At 49.9% G+C, this 14,506-nt stretch carries 14 protein-coding genes, 10 tRNA genes and 2 rRNA genes; 23 read left to right on the forward strand and 3 right to left on the reverse strand.

What is annotated here, in order from left to right:
• The 20 genes from DFP94_RS00005 to yajC all read left to right on the forward strand — a co-directional run.
• A 23S ribosomal RNA gene (locus tag DFP94_RS00005) occupies positions 1-95 on the forward strand; the annotation flags it as partial.
• A 209-nt stretch (positions 96-304) separates the two neighbouring features.
• Positions 305-421 (forward strand): 5S ribosomal RNA (rrf, locus tag DFP94_RS00010).
• Positions 422-428: 7 nt separating this feature from the next.
• Positions 429-501: transfer RNA gene (locus DFP94_RS00015), tRNA-Asn, on the forward strand.
• A 74-nt stretch (positions 502-575) separates the two neighbouring features.
• Positions 576-650, forward strand: a tRNA-Glu gene (locus DFP94_RS00020).
• Between the two features lie 22 nt (positions 651-672).
• Positions 673-748 (forward strand) — tRNA-Val (locus DFP94_RS00025).
• Between the two features lie 22 nt (positions 749-770).
• Positions 771-844: transfer RNA gene (locus DFP94_RS00030), tRNA-Met, on the forward strand.
• Positions 845-877: 33 nt separating this feature from the next.
• Positions 878-954: transfer RNA gene (locus DFP94_RS00035), tRNA-Asp, on the forward strand.
• 23 nt (positions 955-977) lie between these two features.
• Positions 978-1,053: transfer RNA gene (locus DFP94_RS00040), tRNA-Lys, on the forward strand.
• A gap of 14 nt (positions 1,054-1,067) precedes the next feature.
• A tRNA-Gly gene (locus DFP94_RS00045) sits at positions 1,068-1,142 on the forward strand.
• 6 nt (positions 1,143-1,148) lie between these two features.
• Positions 1,149-1,225: transfer RNA gene (locus DFP94_RS00050), tRNA-Arg, on the forward strand.
• 17 nt (positions 1,226-1,242) lie between these two features.
• A tRNA-Leu gene (locus tag DFP94_RS00055) sits at positions 1,243-1,322 on the forward strand.
• A gap of 5 nt (positions 1,323-1,327) precedes the next feature.
• Positions 1,328-1,401 (forward strand) — tRNA-Pro (locus DFP94_RS00060).
• 186 nt (positions 1,402-1,587) lie between these two features.
• The gene (locus DFP94_RS00065; protein ID WP_114495701.1) at positions 1,588-2,274 is read left to right on the forward strand and encodes a BofC C-terminal domain-containing protein; all 687 of its coding nucleotides are present in this window, start codon (positions 1,588-1,590) and stop codon (positions 2,272-2,274) included.
• Positions 2,275-2,507: 233 nt separating this feature from the next.
• A complete protein-coding gene (ruvC, locus tag DFP94_RS00070; RefSeq protein ID WP_114494429.1) occupies positions 2,508-3,011 on the forward strand; it encodes a crossover junction endodeoxyribonuclease RuvC in 504 nt (167 codons plus the stop codon).
• Positions 3,008-3,628, forward strand: a complete 621-nt coding sequence (gene ruvA / locus DFP94_RS00075) for a Holliday junction branch migration protein RuvA (RefSeq protein WP_114494430.1) — start codon at positions 3,008-3,010, stop codon at positions 3,626-3,628. The genes ruvC and ruvA overlap by 4 nt, the downstream gene beginning before the upstream one ends.
• 36 nt (positions 3,629-3,664) lie before the next feature.
• Positions 3,665-4,672 (forward strand): Holliday junction branch migration DNA helicase RuvB, encoded by a 1,008-nt coding sequence (gene ruvB / locus DFP94_RS00080; RefSeq protein ID WP_114495702.1) that lies wholly within the window; start codon positions 3,665-3,667, stop codon positions 4,670-4,672.
• A 65-nt stretch (positions 4,673-4,737) separates the two neighbouring features.
• Complete coding sequence (locus DFP94_RS00085) at positions 4,738-6,834, forward strand: SpoIID/LytB domain-containing protein (RefSeq protein ID WP_114494431.1); 2,097 nt, start codon at positions 4,738-4,740, stop codon at positions 6,832-6,834.
• Positions 6,835-6,847: 13 nt separating this feature from the next.
• A complete protein-coding gene (gene queA / locus DFP94_RS00090; RefSeq protein WP_114494432.1) occupies positions 6,848-7,876 on the forward strand; it encodes a tRNA preQ1(34) S-adenosylmethionine ribosyltransferase-isomerase QueA in 1,029 nt (342 codons plus the stop codon).
• Between the two features lie 24 nt (positions 7,877-7,900).
• Positions 7,901-9,040 carry a tRNA guanosine(34) transglycosylase Tgt gene (gene tgt / locus DFP94_RS00095; protein ID WP_114494433.1) on the forward strand — a complete coding sequence of 380 codons (1,140 nt, stop codon included), beginning with the start codon at positions 7,901-7,903 and terminating at the stop codon, positions 9,038-9,040.
• 37 nt (positions 9,041-9,077) lie between these two features.
• Positions 9,078-9,377, forward strand: coding sequence for a preprotein translocase subunit YajC (gene yajC, locus DFP94_RS00100; RefSeq protein ID WP_114494434.1), 300 nt, complete (start codon positions 9,078-9,080; stop codon positions 9,375-9,377).
• A gap of 66 nt (positions 9,378-9,443) precedes the next feature.
• Here yajC and DFP94_RS00105 read toward each other — a convergent pair whose 3' ends face one another.
• Positions 9,444-10,265: a phosphatase PAP2 family protein gene (locus DFP94_RS00105; protein WP_245954385.1), complete on the reverse strand. Its 822-nt coding sequence runs from the start codon at positions 10,263-10,265 to the stop codon at positions 9,444-9,446.
• A gap of 76 nt (positions 10,266-10,341) precedes the next feature.
• Positions 10,342-10,734, reverse strand: a complete 393-nt coding sequence (locus DFP94_RS00110; protein ID WP_114494435.1) for a TIGR04086 family membrane protein — start codon at positions 10,732-10,734, stop codon at positions 10,342-10,344.
• 195 nt (positions 10,735-10,929) lie between these two features.
• On the opposite strand from DFP94_RS00110, the gene DFP94_RS00115 reads away from it, so the two are divergent.
• Positions 10,930-11,640, forward strand: a complete 711-nt coding sequence (locus tag DFP94_RS00115; protein WP_181873040.1) for a DUF421 domain-containing protein — start codon at positions 10,930-10,932, stop codon at positions 11,638-11,640.
• Positions 11,641-11,643: 3 nt separating this feature from the next.
• Here the strand turns inward: DFP94_RS00115 and spoVB are convergent, their stop codons facing one another.
• Entirely contained in the window at positions 11,644-13,248 is a 1,605-nt protein-coding gene (gene spoVB, locus DFP94_RS00120) for a stage V sporulation protein B (protein WP_114494436.1), read from the reverse strand.
• Positions 13,249-13,420: 172 nt separating this feature from the next.
• Here spoVB and DFP94_RS00125 point away from each other — a divergent pair, with 172 nt between their 5' ends.
• Both DFP94_RS00125 and DFP94_RS00130 read left to right on the forward strand, forming a co-directional pair.
• Positions 13,421-13,678: a post-transcriptional regulator gene (locus DFP94_RS00125; RefSeq protein ID WP_114494437.1), complete on the forward strand. Its 258-nt coding sequence runs from the start codon at positions 13,421-13,423 to the stop codon at positions 13,676-13,678.
• Between the two features lie 128 nt (positions 13,679-13,806).
• On the forward strand, positions 13,807-14,505 hold the full coding sequence (locus DFP94_RS00130) for a SecDF P1 head subdomain-containing protein (RefSeq protein WP_114494438.1): 699 nt from the start codon (positions 13,807-13,809) through the stop codon (positions 14,503-14,505).
• The last annotated feature ends 1 nt before the right edge of the window (position 14,506 follow it).

The raw sequence follows: 14,506 nt of genomic DNA on the forward strand, positions 1-14,506 counted from the left end.
AAGACCCCTTGAAGACGACGAGGTTGATAGGCCTGAGGTGGAAGTGCAGCAATGTATGGAGCTGACAGGTACTAATCGGTCGAGGGCTTATCCAATAACACCCCAAAAAGTGACGCGAGGCTTCGAAGGTAATTCCGATTACTTTTCGGGGACCCCGGGAAACCCAGTAAGGGCTAACACGCAAATTCACGTTTCGTATCCAGTTTTCAGGTGATTAAAACATCTGAACTAAGCTGCATGCCTTTTATAAGGTTTGATATTTTCTCGCAGCGATTTCGAGAAGCGAAAGCTTCGAAAAATCATGTTTGGTGGCGATGGCGGAGGGGTTCCACGCGTACCCATCCCGAACACGACCGTTAAGCCCTCCAGCGCCGATGGTACTTGGACCGAAGGGTCCTGGGAGAGTAGGACGCCGCCAAGCATAATATTCCCTGATAGCTCAGTTGGTAGAGCACTCGACTGTTAATCGAGTTGTCACAGGTTCGAGTCCTGTTCGGGGAGTCAAATCCCCAGAAAGTGAAGGGTAGCTTCGAAGCTATTTTTGAATACTTTCTGGGGACCCCAAATTAAATCATGGCCCGTTGGTCAAGGGGTTAAGACACCTCCCTTTCACGGAGGTAACAGGGGTTCGAATCCCCTACGGGTCACCATTCTTGAATTTGCAATACATATGGAGGCTTAGCTCAGCTGGGAGAGCATCTGCCTTACAAGCAGAGGGTCGGGGGTTCGATCCCCTCAGCCTCCACCATCAATCTAATATTTTTTACTGACGCGGGGTGGAGCAGCCCGGTAGCTCGTCGGGCTCATAACCCGAAGGCCGCAGGTTCAAATCCTGCCCCCGCAATTATCCCTTAAAGGGATGAAGATTTATCAGTGTGGAGCCGTGGTGTAGAGGCCTAACATGCCTGCCTGTCACGCAGGAGACCGCGGGTTCGAATCCCGTCGGCTCCGCCATTTTTATCTTGATTCGCATATGCGAGCCATTAGCTCAGTTGGTAGAGCACCTGACTTTTAATCAGGGTGTCGAAGGTTCGAGTCCTTCATGGCTCACCATTTTTTTATTCTTCGCGGACGTGGCTCAGCGGTAGAGCATCGCCTTGCCAAGGCGAGGGTCGCGGGTTCGATTCCCGTCGTCCGCTCCATAATTTGCGCCCTTAGCTCAGCTGGATAGAGCGTTTGACTACGAATCAAAAGGTCAGGAGTTCGAATCTCTTAGGGCGCGCCATTTTTTAAATTGCATAAGCCGGTGTGGCGGAATTGGCAGACGCGCGCGACTCAAAATCGTGAGGGAAACCGTGGGGGTTCGAGTCCCTTCACCGGCATATATCGGGACGTAGCTCAGCTTGGTAGAGCACCTGGTTTGGGACCAGGGGGTCGCATGTTCAAATCGTGTCGTCCCGATTGAAAACAGTCATCGTTGATGGCTGTTTTTTTATTTTATTCTGGGACTAATTCCGGAATCTTTGCTGCTATGAAGCAAGGTTGTGAACAGGTCTGATGATCCTGTCGCGTTCCTTTTCGGATGTTGTATATTTCCTCCCTTTGGCGGTCACAATATACATAAAATTCCGAATGAAGGGGATCCCCGTGAATATTTTCAATATCAGAAAACAGCTCAAAAAACGTTGGAGACGATGGAAACGGGCTATTTGGACCATCGGGGCTTGCGTCTTGGTGGCATTAATGGCATGGTTAGGCATGCTCTTGTCCGAACAAATGGAGAAGCTGATGACGAAAGAACCGCTTGTTCTGGAAACGTTCGGCAAACTGGAAGATCAGTTAGCGGAGGAATCCTCGCAAGATTGGCTGGAGCATCTCCGCGAGTCCAATCAACTCCGAATCGTTCATTTGAATAAAATATATACCTGCGGTGAGGAAAGCTTGGTACTCGGATTGATGAAACCGACGGAAATTAGTCAATTGTCCAAAGAACACCCAGCTTGGACCGGCCGACTTGCCCCGGGTGGTGACGTATGGTTCGACGAGCATGTTCAAGGACTGTCCGATGTTTGCCGGCGAGAGGGCTATGTAGGCATCGACAAAAACGGGAATTTGAGTCTTTTTGAGGGCCCGCCGAAGCAGGAAAAGGTGATTCGTACTTTTTTTCAACTCGATGTAGAAACGATGGAAAGCGCGCTTCCTTCGGAAGTGCTGAAACAGCTGAACAGTGGCATACGAATTCAGGACGTTGAAGAATATAACAGCGTATTATCCACCTTTAGCGACTTTGCCGTTGAAGCATCGGAAAAAACAATGCAACAGAACAGACAATAGGGCGTTAAGCTTAGAGACGTTAACATTAACGTCTCTTTTTGCTGTTTCCAATTATGATGCAGTTGTCCGCAGCTTGCTTTTAGGCAGTTATACAAACTTTTTCCTCAATAGCATTAACTTTTGTTATAATAAAGTGAATACATATGTTCGCTTATCAGGACATAGAGCCGGACCTTTGTAAACTAAAATTAAAGGCTTCGGAAGACTTGATCAGGTTGGGGAGAGGTTGAACTTTGCGAATATTGGGAATTGACCCCGGAATCGCTATCGTTGGTTTCGGATTTATCGATAAGCAAGGCAGCAAATGTGTCCCGGTTCAATACGGCTGCATTCAGACCGAGGCACACACGCCCGAAGAGGAACGTTTGCTGCATGTATATGAAGGCATGGTCCAACTGATCGACAAATATAAACCGGATGCGGTAGCGCTGGAGAAGTTATTTTTTAATCGCAACGTAACAACCGCCATGTCGGTTAGCCAGGCCCGAGGCGTCATGGTTCTGGCTGCGATGCAGAAGGGGCTCCCCGTATCGGAATATACGCCGATGCAGGTAAAACAGGCGATTGTCGGTTATGGGAAAGCCGAGAAAAGACAGGTACAGGAAATGACCAGGATGTTCCTGAAGCTTCAGGCCATCCCGAAACCGGATGACGTTGCGGATGCGCTAGCGGTAGCCATTTGCCACGCTCACTCTTGTACACTAAATTCCAAATTGAATGAGGTATTGCGGTCATGATAGATTTTTTACGGGGCCAGGTTGCCCATCTTGAAAGTGAATATGTTGTGTTGGATGTCCACGGGGTAGGGTATCGCGTTTTCTGTCCGAACCCGTATGCCTTCTCGGCCAAAAACCAAGAGACAGTTACGGTGTATACGCATCATCATGTGCGTGAAGACGCTATTTTGCTGTTCGGGTTTTCGACCCGGGACGAGCAGAAGCTGTTCCGTAAGCTAATCGAGGTGTCGGGGATCGGTCCCCGAGTGGCTATGGGGATTTTAAGCGGGGGCAACCCGGATACGGTGGTGGCTGCAATTCATCAGGAGAACATTTCGTTTTTGACCAAGCTACCGGGCATCGGCAAAAAAACGGCACAGCGCATGATCCTGGATTTGAAGGACAAGCTGGAGGGCATGGGCGGCACGGCTTCCTTGTTCGATCCCGAACCTGCCGCCGCATCGGCTTTCCAAGACGGCAATCCGGGCTGGCCTGAGGCTAGAGAAGGATTGAAGGCGCTTGGATATACCGATATGGAGCTGGACCGGGTATGGAGCAAACTGAAGGATCAAGTGAGTCAAGACGAGGCTGTCGATTCGGTTATGAAAAAGGCCCTCAAGCTGCTGTATGCAGGTTGATAACAGGCTGGAAGAAAGAGGTGCTGGAAGGCGATGATGGAAGACCGGATCATATCCGCGAACTTGATGATGGAAGACCAAGCCGTCGAGCTTAGCCTGCGTCCCCGCTATTTGGCGGAGTATATTGGGCAAAATCAAATCAAAGAGAATTTGAAAATATATATTGAAGCGGCAAAAATGCGCAAAGAAGCGCTGGATCATGTCCTACTATACGGACCTCCGGGGCTTGGCAAAACGACGCTGGCCAATATTATCGCCAATGAGCTTGGCGTAAATCTGCGTACGACTTCGGGGCCAGCGATTGAACGGCCGGGCGATCTTGCCGCCTTGTTGACCAATCTCCAGGAAGGCGACGTCCTGTTTATTGATGAAATCCATCGGTTGCACCGGACGGTGGAAGAAGTTCTTTATCCGGCGATGGAGGATTTCGCGCTGGATATTATGATCGGCAAGGGCCCTAGCGCCCGTTCCGTACGGTTGGATCTGCCTCCTTTTACATTGGTTGGCGCTACAACCCGTGCAGGCCTGCTGTCAGCTCCCCTACGTGACCGCTTCGGGGTAGTCAGCCGCCTAGAGTTTTATACGCAGGACGAGCTTAGCTTTATCGTATCGCGCAATGCCGATATACTGGAGATTGAAATTATCGGGGATGCTGCGGATGAAATCGCGCTCCGATCCAGGGGGACGCCACGCATCGCCAATCGCCTGCTGAAGCGGGTAAGGGATTATGCTCAAGTACGCGGGGATGGGATGATCACCCCCGAGATCGCCAGAGAATCGCTTCAGATGCTCCAGGTTGACCCTATGGGGCTTGACTTGATCGATCATAAAATGCTTCGTGCCATGATCACCAGTTTCCGGGGCGGCCCGGTAGGCCTCGATACGATCGCAGCAACCATCGGCGAAGAAAGCCAGACGATCGAGGATGTATATGAGCCATATTTGCTGCAGATTGGATTTTTGCAGCGGACACCACGGGGACGGGTTGTGACTCCGGCGGGTTACCAACATTTAGGCTTACCGCTTCCGGAGGAACATAAATAAGATCTCTAAGAAACAAAAAATGTGAACTAAGAAACAACTTGGCATCATGAAGGAGGCGTAACCGCATGAGATCAACGTTATCGGGATTCAAATGGAGCAGGTGGGGAAAAGGAATCATTGCCGGAATACTGCTGGCCGGCGCGATTCAGCTTCCGGCAATGGCGGATTCGGCCACGGGTACTCATGTACGGGTTGCCATGTATCTGGATCTCGGCAGTACCTATAAATCGACCATACCGGCGGTTACTTTAAAGGCCGATTCATCTTGGGGGGCAGGGCCGCGGACGGGAGCCGGGGACTGGATTCAATTAGCCCCCGGTCAATCCGCGCGCTTTAGTGTAGACGGATATAAGGTAAAAGCGCTGGAAAGCGCCGACTGGAAGACAGTGTCGGCAGCGGTCAAAAAATTGCAGGGAACGACCGACAAACCTGTTGCGTTTGCCCGCAATAGCGCAGGGGGAACCATATACGAAGTTTACACCGGGCCTTATGCCAATGCCTCGGAAGCCCAAAAAGCCGTAGACAGAGTCGCCGGGTCAGTGTCGGCTTGGCTAAAGGGCCAAAATCCGTCGGTTCACGGCAATTATTATGTTTCGGCCGGTAGCTTCGGCAGTCAAGGAGAAGCACAGGCGGTTCTCGGTACATTAAGCACATCCGGGTCGGGTGCCTTTGTGGTTATGACGGGACCACAGCAGTATGCGGTATGGGTGGGGGGCGCCGCCAGCGAAGCCGAGCAGGGGGTACTGCAAGCTCAATTGGCGCAGACGTTCCCGCAAATGTCATGGTCACCTGTTTCGCAAACGGGAACCGCGATCATCCTTCACAGCGATGTAACGTTGAACCTGGATACGCCATCTCCTGTCGATCACTATGAGCTTAGCGGCAATGACGCGACTCTCTTGATCCGCGACGGCGATGACTCTCTGCTTCAGTTAGTCGAACGTTCAGGACGCAAATACCGGGGCGACTTTGAAATCAGCCGATATAACGGGCAGCTCGCGCTCGTCAATGAGGTCCAGTTGGAACAATATCTGTACTCGGTACTTGGAGCAGAGATGTCGTCCTCCTGGCCTCAAGAATCTTTGAAGGCGCAAGCAGTGGCTGCACGAAGTTATGCGTTGTATAACGTTTCACTTAATAAATACAAGGTTGCCGGACTAGTGGACACGACGTTGAGCCAAGTTTATAACGGGGCCGAGAAAGAGGCTGACAGTACTGTTCTGGCTGTAGACAGCACGGCGGGTGAAGTGATGATGGCGGACGGAAAAGTCGTTGAAGGGATCTTTTCCTCCAACAGCGGCGGAGTGACCGCAGATTCCACGGAAGCATGGAACAGCTTCAACCCCGTGTATTCCAGCGTGCCGAGCAAGGAAGATGAGGTAACGCAGGCTTCGTTAAAATCATGGTACCATGTGCTTCTATCGAACGGTGCGACCGGTTATGTACGCGAAGACAATACGGCCATGTCCGGAGGGAGCACGGCAGCGGGTTTAAGCAAACTGACGGTGAGCACCAGCTCGGTCATGGTTCGGCCACTTCCGCTGATTCAGTCCGATGTGGATCCCGTAGCCAAGCTGAATCCGGGAGATCAAGCCATTGTGCTTGATAAAGTGGATGAATCGAGCGCGTATTCCTGGATCCGGGGACCTTACAGCTCGGCGGAACTTTTGAAGTCGCTAAAAGGCAAAACAGCCACCGAGTTTTCCTCTCCGATCATGAATCTTGAGATTACCCAAAGAGGACCCTCGGGCCGGGTAACCCAAGTTAAAGCGAATGGGCAAATCCTTGATGTGAAATATCCGGATGCCTTCCGTTCGGCGTTAAACGGACTGCCCAGCACTCTGTTTGATATTGCCACTACCGGAAGGTATACTGTACAGAGTGCCGGAGGCGTAACGACAAACGGCACAGCTGCCTCGGGTACTCCGGTGCTGACCTCATCCGGTGTCAAAACTTGGACTGGAGGCAACATGGTTGTTATGGACGGAAACAACGTTGCCCGCGTCATAGATCAAAGCAACGAATTTTTGTTCGTTGGCAAAGGGTTCGGTCATGGGATCGGCATGTCCCAATGGGGGGCCAAGGGAATGGCCGAAGCCGGGTATGATTACCGGCAAATTCTGCAACACTACTATCAAAATGTGACGATTGTCAAGGAATGAAGGCGTACTGATTATGAATGTGGACTTGTATGATTTTGAGCTGCCGGAAGAATTGATTGCCCAGACTCCGCTCGTGGAGCGGAGCGCTTCGCGGCTGCTGACTTTAAATAAGCGGGATGGCGGCATCCGGCATCAACTTTTCTCGGATATCGTGGAATATTTGCAGCCGGGAGACACGCTAGTCTTAAATGACACCCGAGTCATTCCGGCGCGACTGTTCGGCGTTAAAGAAGATACAGGGGCGAAGGCGGAAGTGCTTCTGCTCAAAAGCCTGGGCGATGACCGCTGGGAGGCGCTCGTGAAACCCGGCAAAAAACTAAAAATCGGCGCGGTTATCATTTTCGGCGAAGAGTTGAAAGCCACGATCGAGTCGGAAGGGGATATGGGGGGGAGAGTCCTTCGCTTCGCCTATCAAGGAATCTTCAATGAAATCCTTGACCGGCTGGGGCAAATGCCTTTGCCGCCTTATATAAAAGAAAAGCTGGATGATCGTGAACGATACCAGACGGTATACTCCAAACATGAAGGGTCCGCAGCCGCACCGACGGCCGGTTTGCATTTTACCGAGTCGTTGCTGGAGGACATCCGGGCAAAAGGTATAGACATCGCCTTTGTAACGCTGCATGTCGGATTGGGAACTTTCCGTCCGATGTCCGTCAATCGCGTTGAGGACCATGTGATGCACGAGGAGTATTATGTTCTTCCGCAGGAAACGGCGGATCTGCTCAACGAAACCCAAGCCAGGGGCGGCCGCATCATCGCGGTGGGAACGACCTCAGCGAGAACGCTGGAGACGGTTGCCCAGAAATGCGGCGACGGCCCCGTCGTGAAGAGTAGCGGCTGGACGGGTATTTTTATATATCCCGGTTATGAATTCGGACTGGTGGATGCGATGATCACCAATTTTCATCTTCCCAAGTCGACGCTGGTCATGCTTGTCAGCGCGCTTGCGGGACGGGAGAATATATTAAAGGCGTACCAGGAAGCGATTGAACGGAAATACCGGTTCTTCAGTTTTGGCGACGCCATGTTTATTTACTAAGGCTACAGAGGATGGATGATAACAATGGCAGCAGCGATTACTTATGAACATATCAAAACATGCAAACAGTCGGGAGCAAGATTGGGACGGGTGCATACGCCGCACGGCACGATTGAAACGCCCGTATTTATGCCCGTAGGGACTCAGGCTACCGTTAAGACGATGAGCCCGGAAGAATTGAAAGAAATGGATGCCCGGATCATTCTTAGCAACACGTATCACTTGTTCCTGCGTCCGGGTCATGAACTTGTCCGGGAAGCCGGCGGGCTCCATAAATTTATGAACTGGGACCGTGCGATTTTGACTGATAGCGGCGGATTTCAAGTCTTTTCGCTTAGCGAAATGCGCAAAATTACGGAAGAAGGCGTTCACTACCGCTCTCATTTGAACGGGGATAAGCTGTTTTTGTCTCCGGAAGTGGTGATGGAAATCGAAAACGCGCTCGGTCCGGATATTATGATGGCCTTTGACGAATGCGCCCCGTATCCCGCCGATTACGATTATGTAAAAAAATCGATGGAGCGGACCACCCGATGGGCGGAGCGCTGCCTGAAAAGTCATGCCAGACCTCATGATCAAGGGCTGTTTGGGATCGTTCAGGGCGGCATGTTTGAGGATTTACGCAAGCAAAGCGCCAGAGATTTGACTTCCCTGGATTTTCCGGGGTATGCTATTGGTGGACTGAGTGTGGGCGAGCCCAAACATTTGATGTATGAAATGTTGGAGTGTACGGTGCCGCTGTTGCCGTCAGACAAGCCCCGTTATCTGATGGGGGTAGGTTCTCCCGATGCTCTGATTGAAGGGGCGATTCGGGGAGTCGATATGTTTGATTGCGTCTTGCCGACACGGATTGCCCGTAACGGAACCACGATGACAAGTCAGGGCAGACTGGTTGTCCGTAACGCTCAGTATGCTAACGATTTTGGACCATTGGATCCGGAGTGCGGATGCTATACTTGCCGGAATTATTCCCGCGCTTATCTCCGCCATCTTATTAAAGCGGACGAGACGTTCGGTCTTCGGTTGACTACATACCACAATCTGCATTTCCTGATCAATCTGATGGGCAAGGTCCGTCAGGCTATTATGGATGACAGACTTTTGGACTTCCGGGATGAATTTTTTGAGCAGTATGGTCTGATTGGCAATGAAAAGGGATTTTAATGGAACCACGCTATAAATTTGAAAGGAGGAAGGATGTATGTTTCCATTAGCAGCAGGCACACCAAGCGGAACCGGTTCGCTGATTTCGTTTATTGTTCCCCTCGTAATTATGTTTGCCGTGTTTTATTTCTTGCTGATTCGTCCTCAGAAGAAAAAACAAACTACTCGCAATAATATGCTCAATGCGCTTCAAAAAGGCGATAAGATCGTCACGATCGGCGGGTTGCACGGCACGATCCTGGAACTGGCCGACGATGTTGTAGTTTTGCGTATCAATGATACGACGAAAGTGACATTCGACCGCAGTGCGATCAGTCACCGAGTTTCAGAAAGTTAGGATAAGCGTAAAGCAAATATCAAAGCCACGAAACCTCGCTCGAGGTCATCGTGGCTTTGTTCTTCATTATGCAGAAAAGAGCGTGCGGGCATCATAGCTGCGATTCCGACGCCGGGCCCATTTGAGAGCCAATGTGGAGGAGACTCCGGCGAGCAGTAAACCTCCTATCATATCCGTGAGCCAGTGGATTCCTAAATAGAAGATGGAGAACACTATAATAACTGCGCTGATCGAAGCGAGAAATCCCCATCTGCGGTTACCGGAGCGAACGGCCAGGATAGCCATCGTGACTGAGATGGAGGTATGTAAGCTCGGAAAGCAGTTGTTAAGCCCGGAGAGCGGGCGATAGACCGTTTCAAACTCCGGAAAAGCTTCCAGCATATAAAACGACACGCCGGAAGGCGGATACGACCATACTTCGTTAACCGGGAACAGAAAATAAAACGGGATCGCTATGAGGTAATTTAGGATTACCGCACAGCAGGTCGCATGTAAAAATACAGTTCTTTTTTCTCCGGCATAAATAAAGAGCGAAGCTAAAATCAACGACTGGAAAACGATAAGATAGAAAAAGGAAGTAATCCCAGTTACCCATGGCGCGTGAAACAAGGTTTGAAATTGTCGGACAAAGTGCCCCTCCAACTGGAATATCCATGGTGTGAAATCCGCTGAGTAAGACAGCTTGTCTTCCCACGCTAGTTCGTACCTGTTTAGCAGTAAAACGCCAATCATAAATAAAAACGTCCACATGAACTTTTTGGATCGCAAAAACTCACCGGCTAGGGCAACGACCGCATTCCATGGATTTTGGAAGAAACTGATCAAGACAAACAGGATGAGGACTAACAGGGTAAACCACGAAATGGTCTGCATGGAATGAAAAAGCAAAAGGTATCCTCCTTTACATAACCTGGAATCTACCTTCAGATTAACATATAGGAGAATGGAGAAGTTTGCAGTTCTTTTACTTTTTGTTCAAATTCACTCCGAAAACCCCGCCGATGGCCCCCAGCACCAATGCGGGCACGACCAATGCCAACTCGCCAAGCCCAAGTGAATTGTCCAAGGCCAAAAAGCTGATCAAGAGCAGTAAAATTCCATAAATCAGACCCGTAATCGATCCCTGGTACAACCCTTTCTGTTTGGCACGCTTTCCGGACACGACCCCACCGGCGAGTAAGGAGGCTCCATGGACAATGTAAGTGTACAACGACAGATTTTCTTCCTCCAAAATGTTGGACTGCAAAAGCAAGGACAAGACAAAAGCCCCGATCATCATCCAGAAAAAAGCATACCATAAACCGGATAAGGTGGGATGGGATAGTCCGAAAGAACCCAAACGTCGAATGAAATGCATAAGTGATCCTCCATTCAAGTCTTGATATCCCATTTTATGGCCAAGCTTCTGGCGATATGACAGAAATAACATAATTTTAGGAATATATTGTTTGGCATGGAATGTGATGACCGGGGCCAGAATACCAGTACACCCTTGACTTATTAGAACGACATTGCAGGGAGGGGATAAGCTGTGGTGGCACACCTGTCGGTTATGGTTTTCCGTACGCTGCTCATGTATGTGATGGTGTTTCTGGTTATGAGAATCATGGGAAAAAGAGAAATCGGCCAACTGTCCATTTTTGACCTCGTTATATCCATCATGGTTGCCGAAATTGCGGTCATTGTCCTGGAGGATCAAAATCGCCCGTTGTATGACGGTATCGTACCGATGATCATTTTGCTGCTGATTCAACTCGGCATCGCCATATTGTCTCTCCGCTTCCGCAAGCTTCGACTTTGGTTCGACGGCAAACCCAGCGTAATTATACGCAATGGAGATATCAATCAAGAGGAGATGAAAAAGCAACGCTATAACTTGGATGATCTCCTCATGCAGTTGCGTTCGAAAAATATAGATAGCATTGCAGATGTGGAATTTGCGGTGCTTGAAACCAGCGGGCAGCTCAGTGTCTTGCCAAAAGAACAGAATGAAAGTCCTGAGGACACACCTTCCGGCAACGCCTATAAGAAGCGGGAATCGGCATTGTCAGCTCTGGTACCTAAAGTAAAATATGAAGCCCTCCCTTTACCGCTTATTCTGGATGGGAAGGTGGATGACAATAATCTGATGCAAATCGGAAAAAACCGGTTTTGGTTAAAGAATCAAATTCGATCCAAGGGGATTTATGATTTTAAGGATGTATTCTTTTGTTCTATCGATCATAAAGGAAGGCTCTATATCAACTCCAAAAACTCCACTTGAAGCTTACCCCCGGAACCATCTGCGAAGAATCGGGATGCGTCTGATGTCGTGCAGATCGATCACCCCCATGATCCCGGCAAGAAGAACATAAAGAACCGTTGATACGAAGGCTGCGGAAATGAATTGTAGCCAGAGGCTATCGCTGAATGCAAAATGATTATAAAGATAGGCAGCCGCTCCGGCCATAATGACCATTCCGCAGCAAACCTTCATTATATCAAATAACGGAAGACGATAGTGGATCGTTCGGTACACGCTGTATCCGTGCAATAAAGTTACAATTACAAAATTTACAATGATTGCCAAGATCGCACCATAGATGCCGAATTCGGGATTGGAAGCCAAGTAGAAAATTAAGACGATCTTTATGACGGCTCCGATCAAGGTATTGATCAATGCCCGCCCGGGTTTATCCAGGGCCTGCAAAGTTGCCTGAAGAGGAGCTTGGACGTAAAGAAAAAGAGCGAACGGCGCCATGATTTTCAGCATTCCTGCAATCTCACCGTTGTTATAAATGAGTAAACAGAGCGGCTCTGCCAATACATACATAATGGCTGCAAATGGCGCGCCGGTGACCAGCGCTAACCGGATTGACTGGTGCAGTCGCAGGTGAATAGTCTTCATATCGCCCCTCGCCTGAGCATCCGCAAGCGAAGGAACCAACGAAACGGCAAGGGAGGACGTGAGTGCCCCAGGCAGGAGAAGAAGCGGGATAATCATCCCTTGAAGCGCTCCGTACTGGGAAGTTGCCACGGCGGTGGCAATCCCGGCGATGGCCAGGCTTTGTGCGGTTGTGATTGATTCCAGCAAATAGGACATGGACCCCACCAACCGGCCGCCGGTGACAGGGATGGCTATCCGCATAATTCTGCGGAACATAGACAAGAACGGCAATGTGTCCTTGGAAGGGAGCGCATTGGAGGGATCGGAACCTTTAGGGACTGGATCGGAACCCGGACCGAAGCTATTCTCCCGCCGCCGAAGCAGCCTGTATTGCCAGAGCAGAACCGCCAGGCCGACGACCTCACCTGCTGCAACCCCCAGCATGGCTCCGGCTGCGGCATACTCGATGCCCATAGGAAGCAACAGATAGGAAAACCACAGGACGCAGATGATCCGGGCTATCGTCTCCAAAATCGAGGAGACGGCCGAAGGAATCATGTCCTGTTTACCTTGAAAATATCCGCGGTATACCGAAGAGATGGAGACGATGGCAATCATCGGGCTCATGGCAACGAAGGTTTGATATACCCGGGTGTCGGTCAATATGTAACGACTGGCCAGCGGAGCGCCTGCTATACACAACACGGTAAATAATATTCCGGCTCCCGCAGCAAAAATCAGGCTCGTCCGCAGAACGTTTTTCGAGCGTTCCGGATTTCCGGCCGATTCCGCTTCGGCAACCAGTTTGGCTACAGCCAAGGGGATCCCCCCGGAAATGATCGTGACCAGAACAAGAAAAAATGGGTATCCAAGCTGATAAAGTCCAACGCCTTCCGATCCGATGATCCGGGGCAACAGAATCCGGGGGATGAACCCGAGAATGCGGTTGACGATACCGGCGGCCAGCAGAATCATGGTGCCTTGGATAAAGGTTTGTTTGTTCAAAATGGTTCCCTCTCTCCCGAAAGAAGCGATATAACCAACAAGACTAGCAGTTGTTACTAAAGATATGCTGGACCTGTCCCGATTCATGCCTTGTCTTTTTATAGTTCGTATGCAGGAATCATAATAATAAGGTAGAATGTATTAAGACGGGGAGACGGAAGGAGGCATCATGATGGCTGAAGACGAAATGGGCGAGCAGGAGTTTAATGAAGCGATCGAAAGCTTATGCCGGAGCAAAGCGGAAGAGTTCCGGTTACTCGGATACGAACAGGTTACCGGGCCCGACATCTGGGATTGCGTCAGCCAGAAATACGAGAAGAACGGCATCCCGCCTTTGTATCAGCTAGTAAATGATATCCTTTCATTAAAAACAACCCAGTTTATGAATTTCATGACGATTTCCGCATATCGTGGATCCCGATTCGATTGAAAGGGGTCTTTTTTGTGGTGGAATAATGAGATTGATGAATCAAAACGACAATATTTGATAAATTGACGGTCTTTTCATGCATAGCTATAATAGGAATATTGAGAATTGAAAGGGGAAAAGAGTATCGGATGAAAAGGATCTTCGCATCCATAACCGTCATGATCGTTATCATGGGCATCGCAATCACAGCCTGCTCATCCCCAGGCCCGCAAAACAGCGATTCTTCCGGACTTGATCATAAAGAGGGTTTCGTGATTACTTATGAGGCAACGCCGATGGAAAGCGGGGCTCCGGTAACCAAAGAAGCGCTGATCATGACGGTCCAGAGTCTTGAGATGAGAGCCGAAGTGCTAGGTTTAAGCAAACCTGAAATAAGGGTTGTTGGAACAAAGCGGATCCGCGTCAGATTGGCGGATGTTACGGACGAGGACGAAGTCCGAAGGCGGTTGGGAGAACCGGCTTTACTTACTTTTCGAAGTAAAGACGGTACGGAGACATCAGCCGCTGAGTATAACGTCATTGAAATGACCGGAGCGGATCTCATTAAAGAAGGAACGGAATTGGTATTTAACCAGATGAATGAACCTATGGTAGTCATTGAATTCAAGAGCAAGGAAAATCTGGCGGAGCTGACGGAGCGTCTGCTCGGTCAGCCGCTGGGGATCTTTATGGACGATAGATTGATTTCGGAGCCGATAATTCAGGGCGTTCTTACAGATGGACACGCCTCCATTTCCGTAGGAGGAGATCTGCAAGATGCAAAGGATTTGTGCGATCTGATCAATCTGGGAGCCTTGCCTCTGAAACTTACAGAGATTGAAAACTGAA

It is taken from the genome of Fontibacillus phaseoli, from assembly GCF_003337355.1.
Taxonomy (GTDB): Bacteria; Bacillota; Bacilli; order Paenibacillales; family Paenibacillaceae; genus Fontibacillus; species Fontibacillus phaseoli.

Excerpts from the sequence above, each read along its gene's own strand:
- DFP94_RS00085 (WP_114494431.1), top strand. The coding sequence starts at position 4,738 with ATGAGATCAACGTTATCGGGATTCAAATGGAGCAGGTGGGGAAAAGGA.
- yajC (WP_114494434.1), top strand. The coding sequence starts at position 9,078 with ATGTTTCCATTAGCAGCAGGCACACCAAGCGGAACCGGTTCGCTGATT.
- ruvA (WP_114494430.1), top strand. The coding sequence starts at position 3,008 with ATGATAGATTTTTTACGGGGCCAGGTTGCCCATCTTGAAAGTGAATAT.
- tgt (WP_114494433.1), top strand. The coding sequence starts at position 7,901 with ATGGCAGCAGCGATTACTTATGAACATATCAAAACATGCAAACAGTCG.
- DFP94_RS00110 (WP_114494435.1), bottom strand. The coding sequence starts at position 10,734 with ATGCATTTCATTCGACGTTTGGGTTCTTTCGGACTATCCCATCCCACC.
- ruvB (WP_114495702.1), top strand. The coding sequence starts at position 3,665 with ATGGAAGACCGGATCATATCCGCGAACTTGATGATGGAAGACCAAGCC.
- DFP94_RS00125 (WP_114494437.1), top strand. The coding sequence starts at position 13,421 with ATGGCTGAAGACGAAATGGGCGAGCAGGAGTTTAATGAAGCGATCGAA.
- queA (WP_114494432.1), top strand. The coding sequence starts at position 6,848 with ATGAATGTGGACTTGTATGATTTTGAGCTGCCGGAAGAATTGATTGCC.
- DFP94_RS00130 (WP_114494438.1), top strand. The coding sequence starts at position 13,807 with ATGAAAAGGATCTTCGCATCCATAACCGTCATGATCGTTATCATGGGC.
- DFP94_RS00115 (WP_181873040.1), top strand. The coding sequence starts at position 10,930 with ATGGTTTTCCGTACGCTGCTCATGTATGTGATGGTGTTTCTGGTTATG.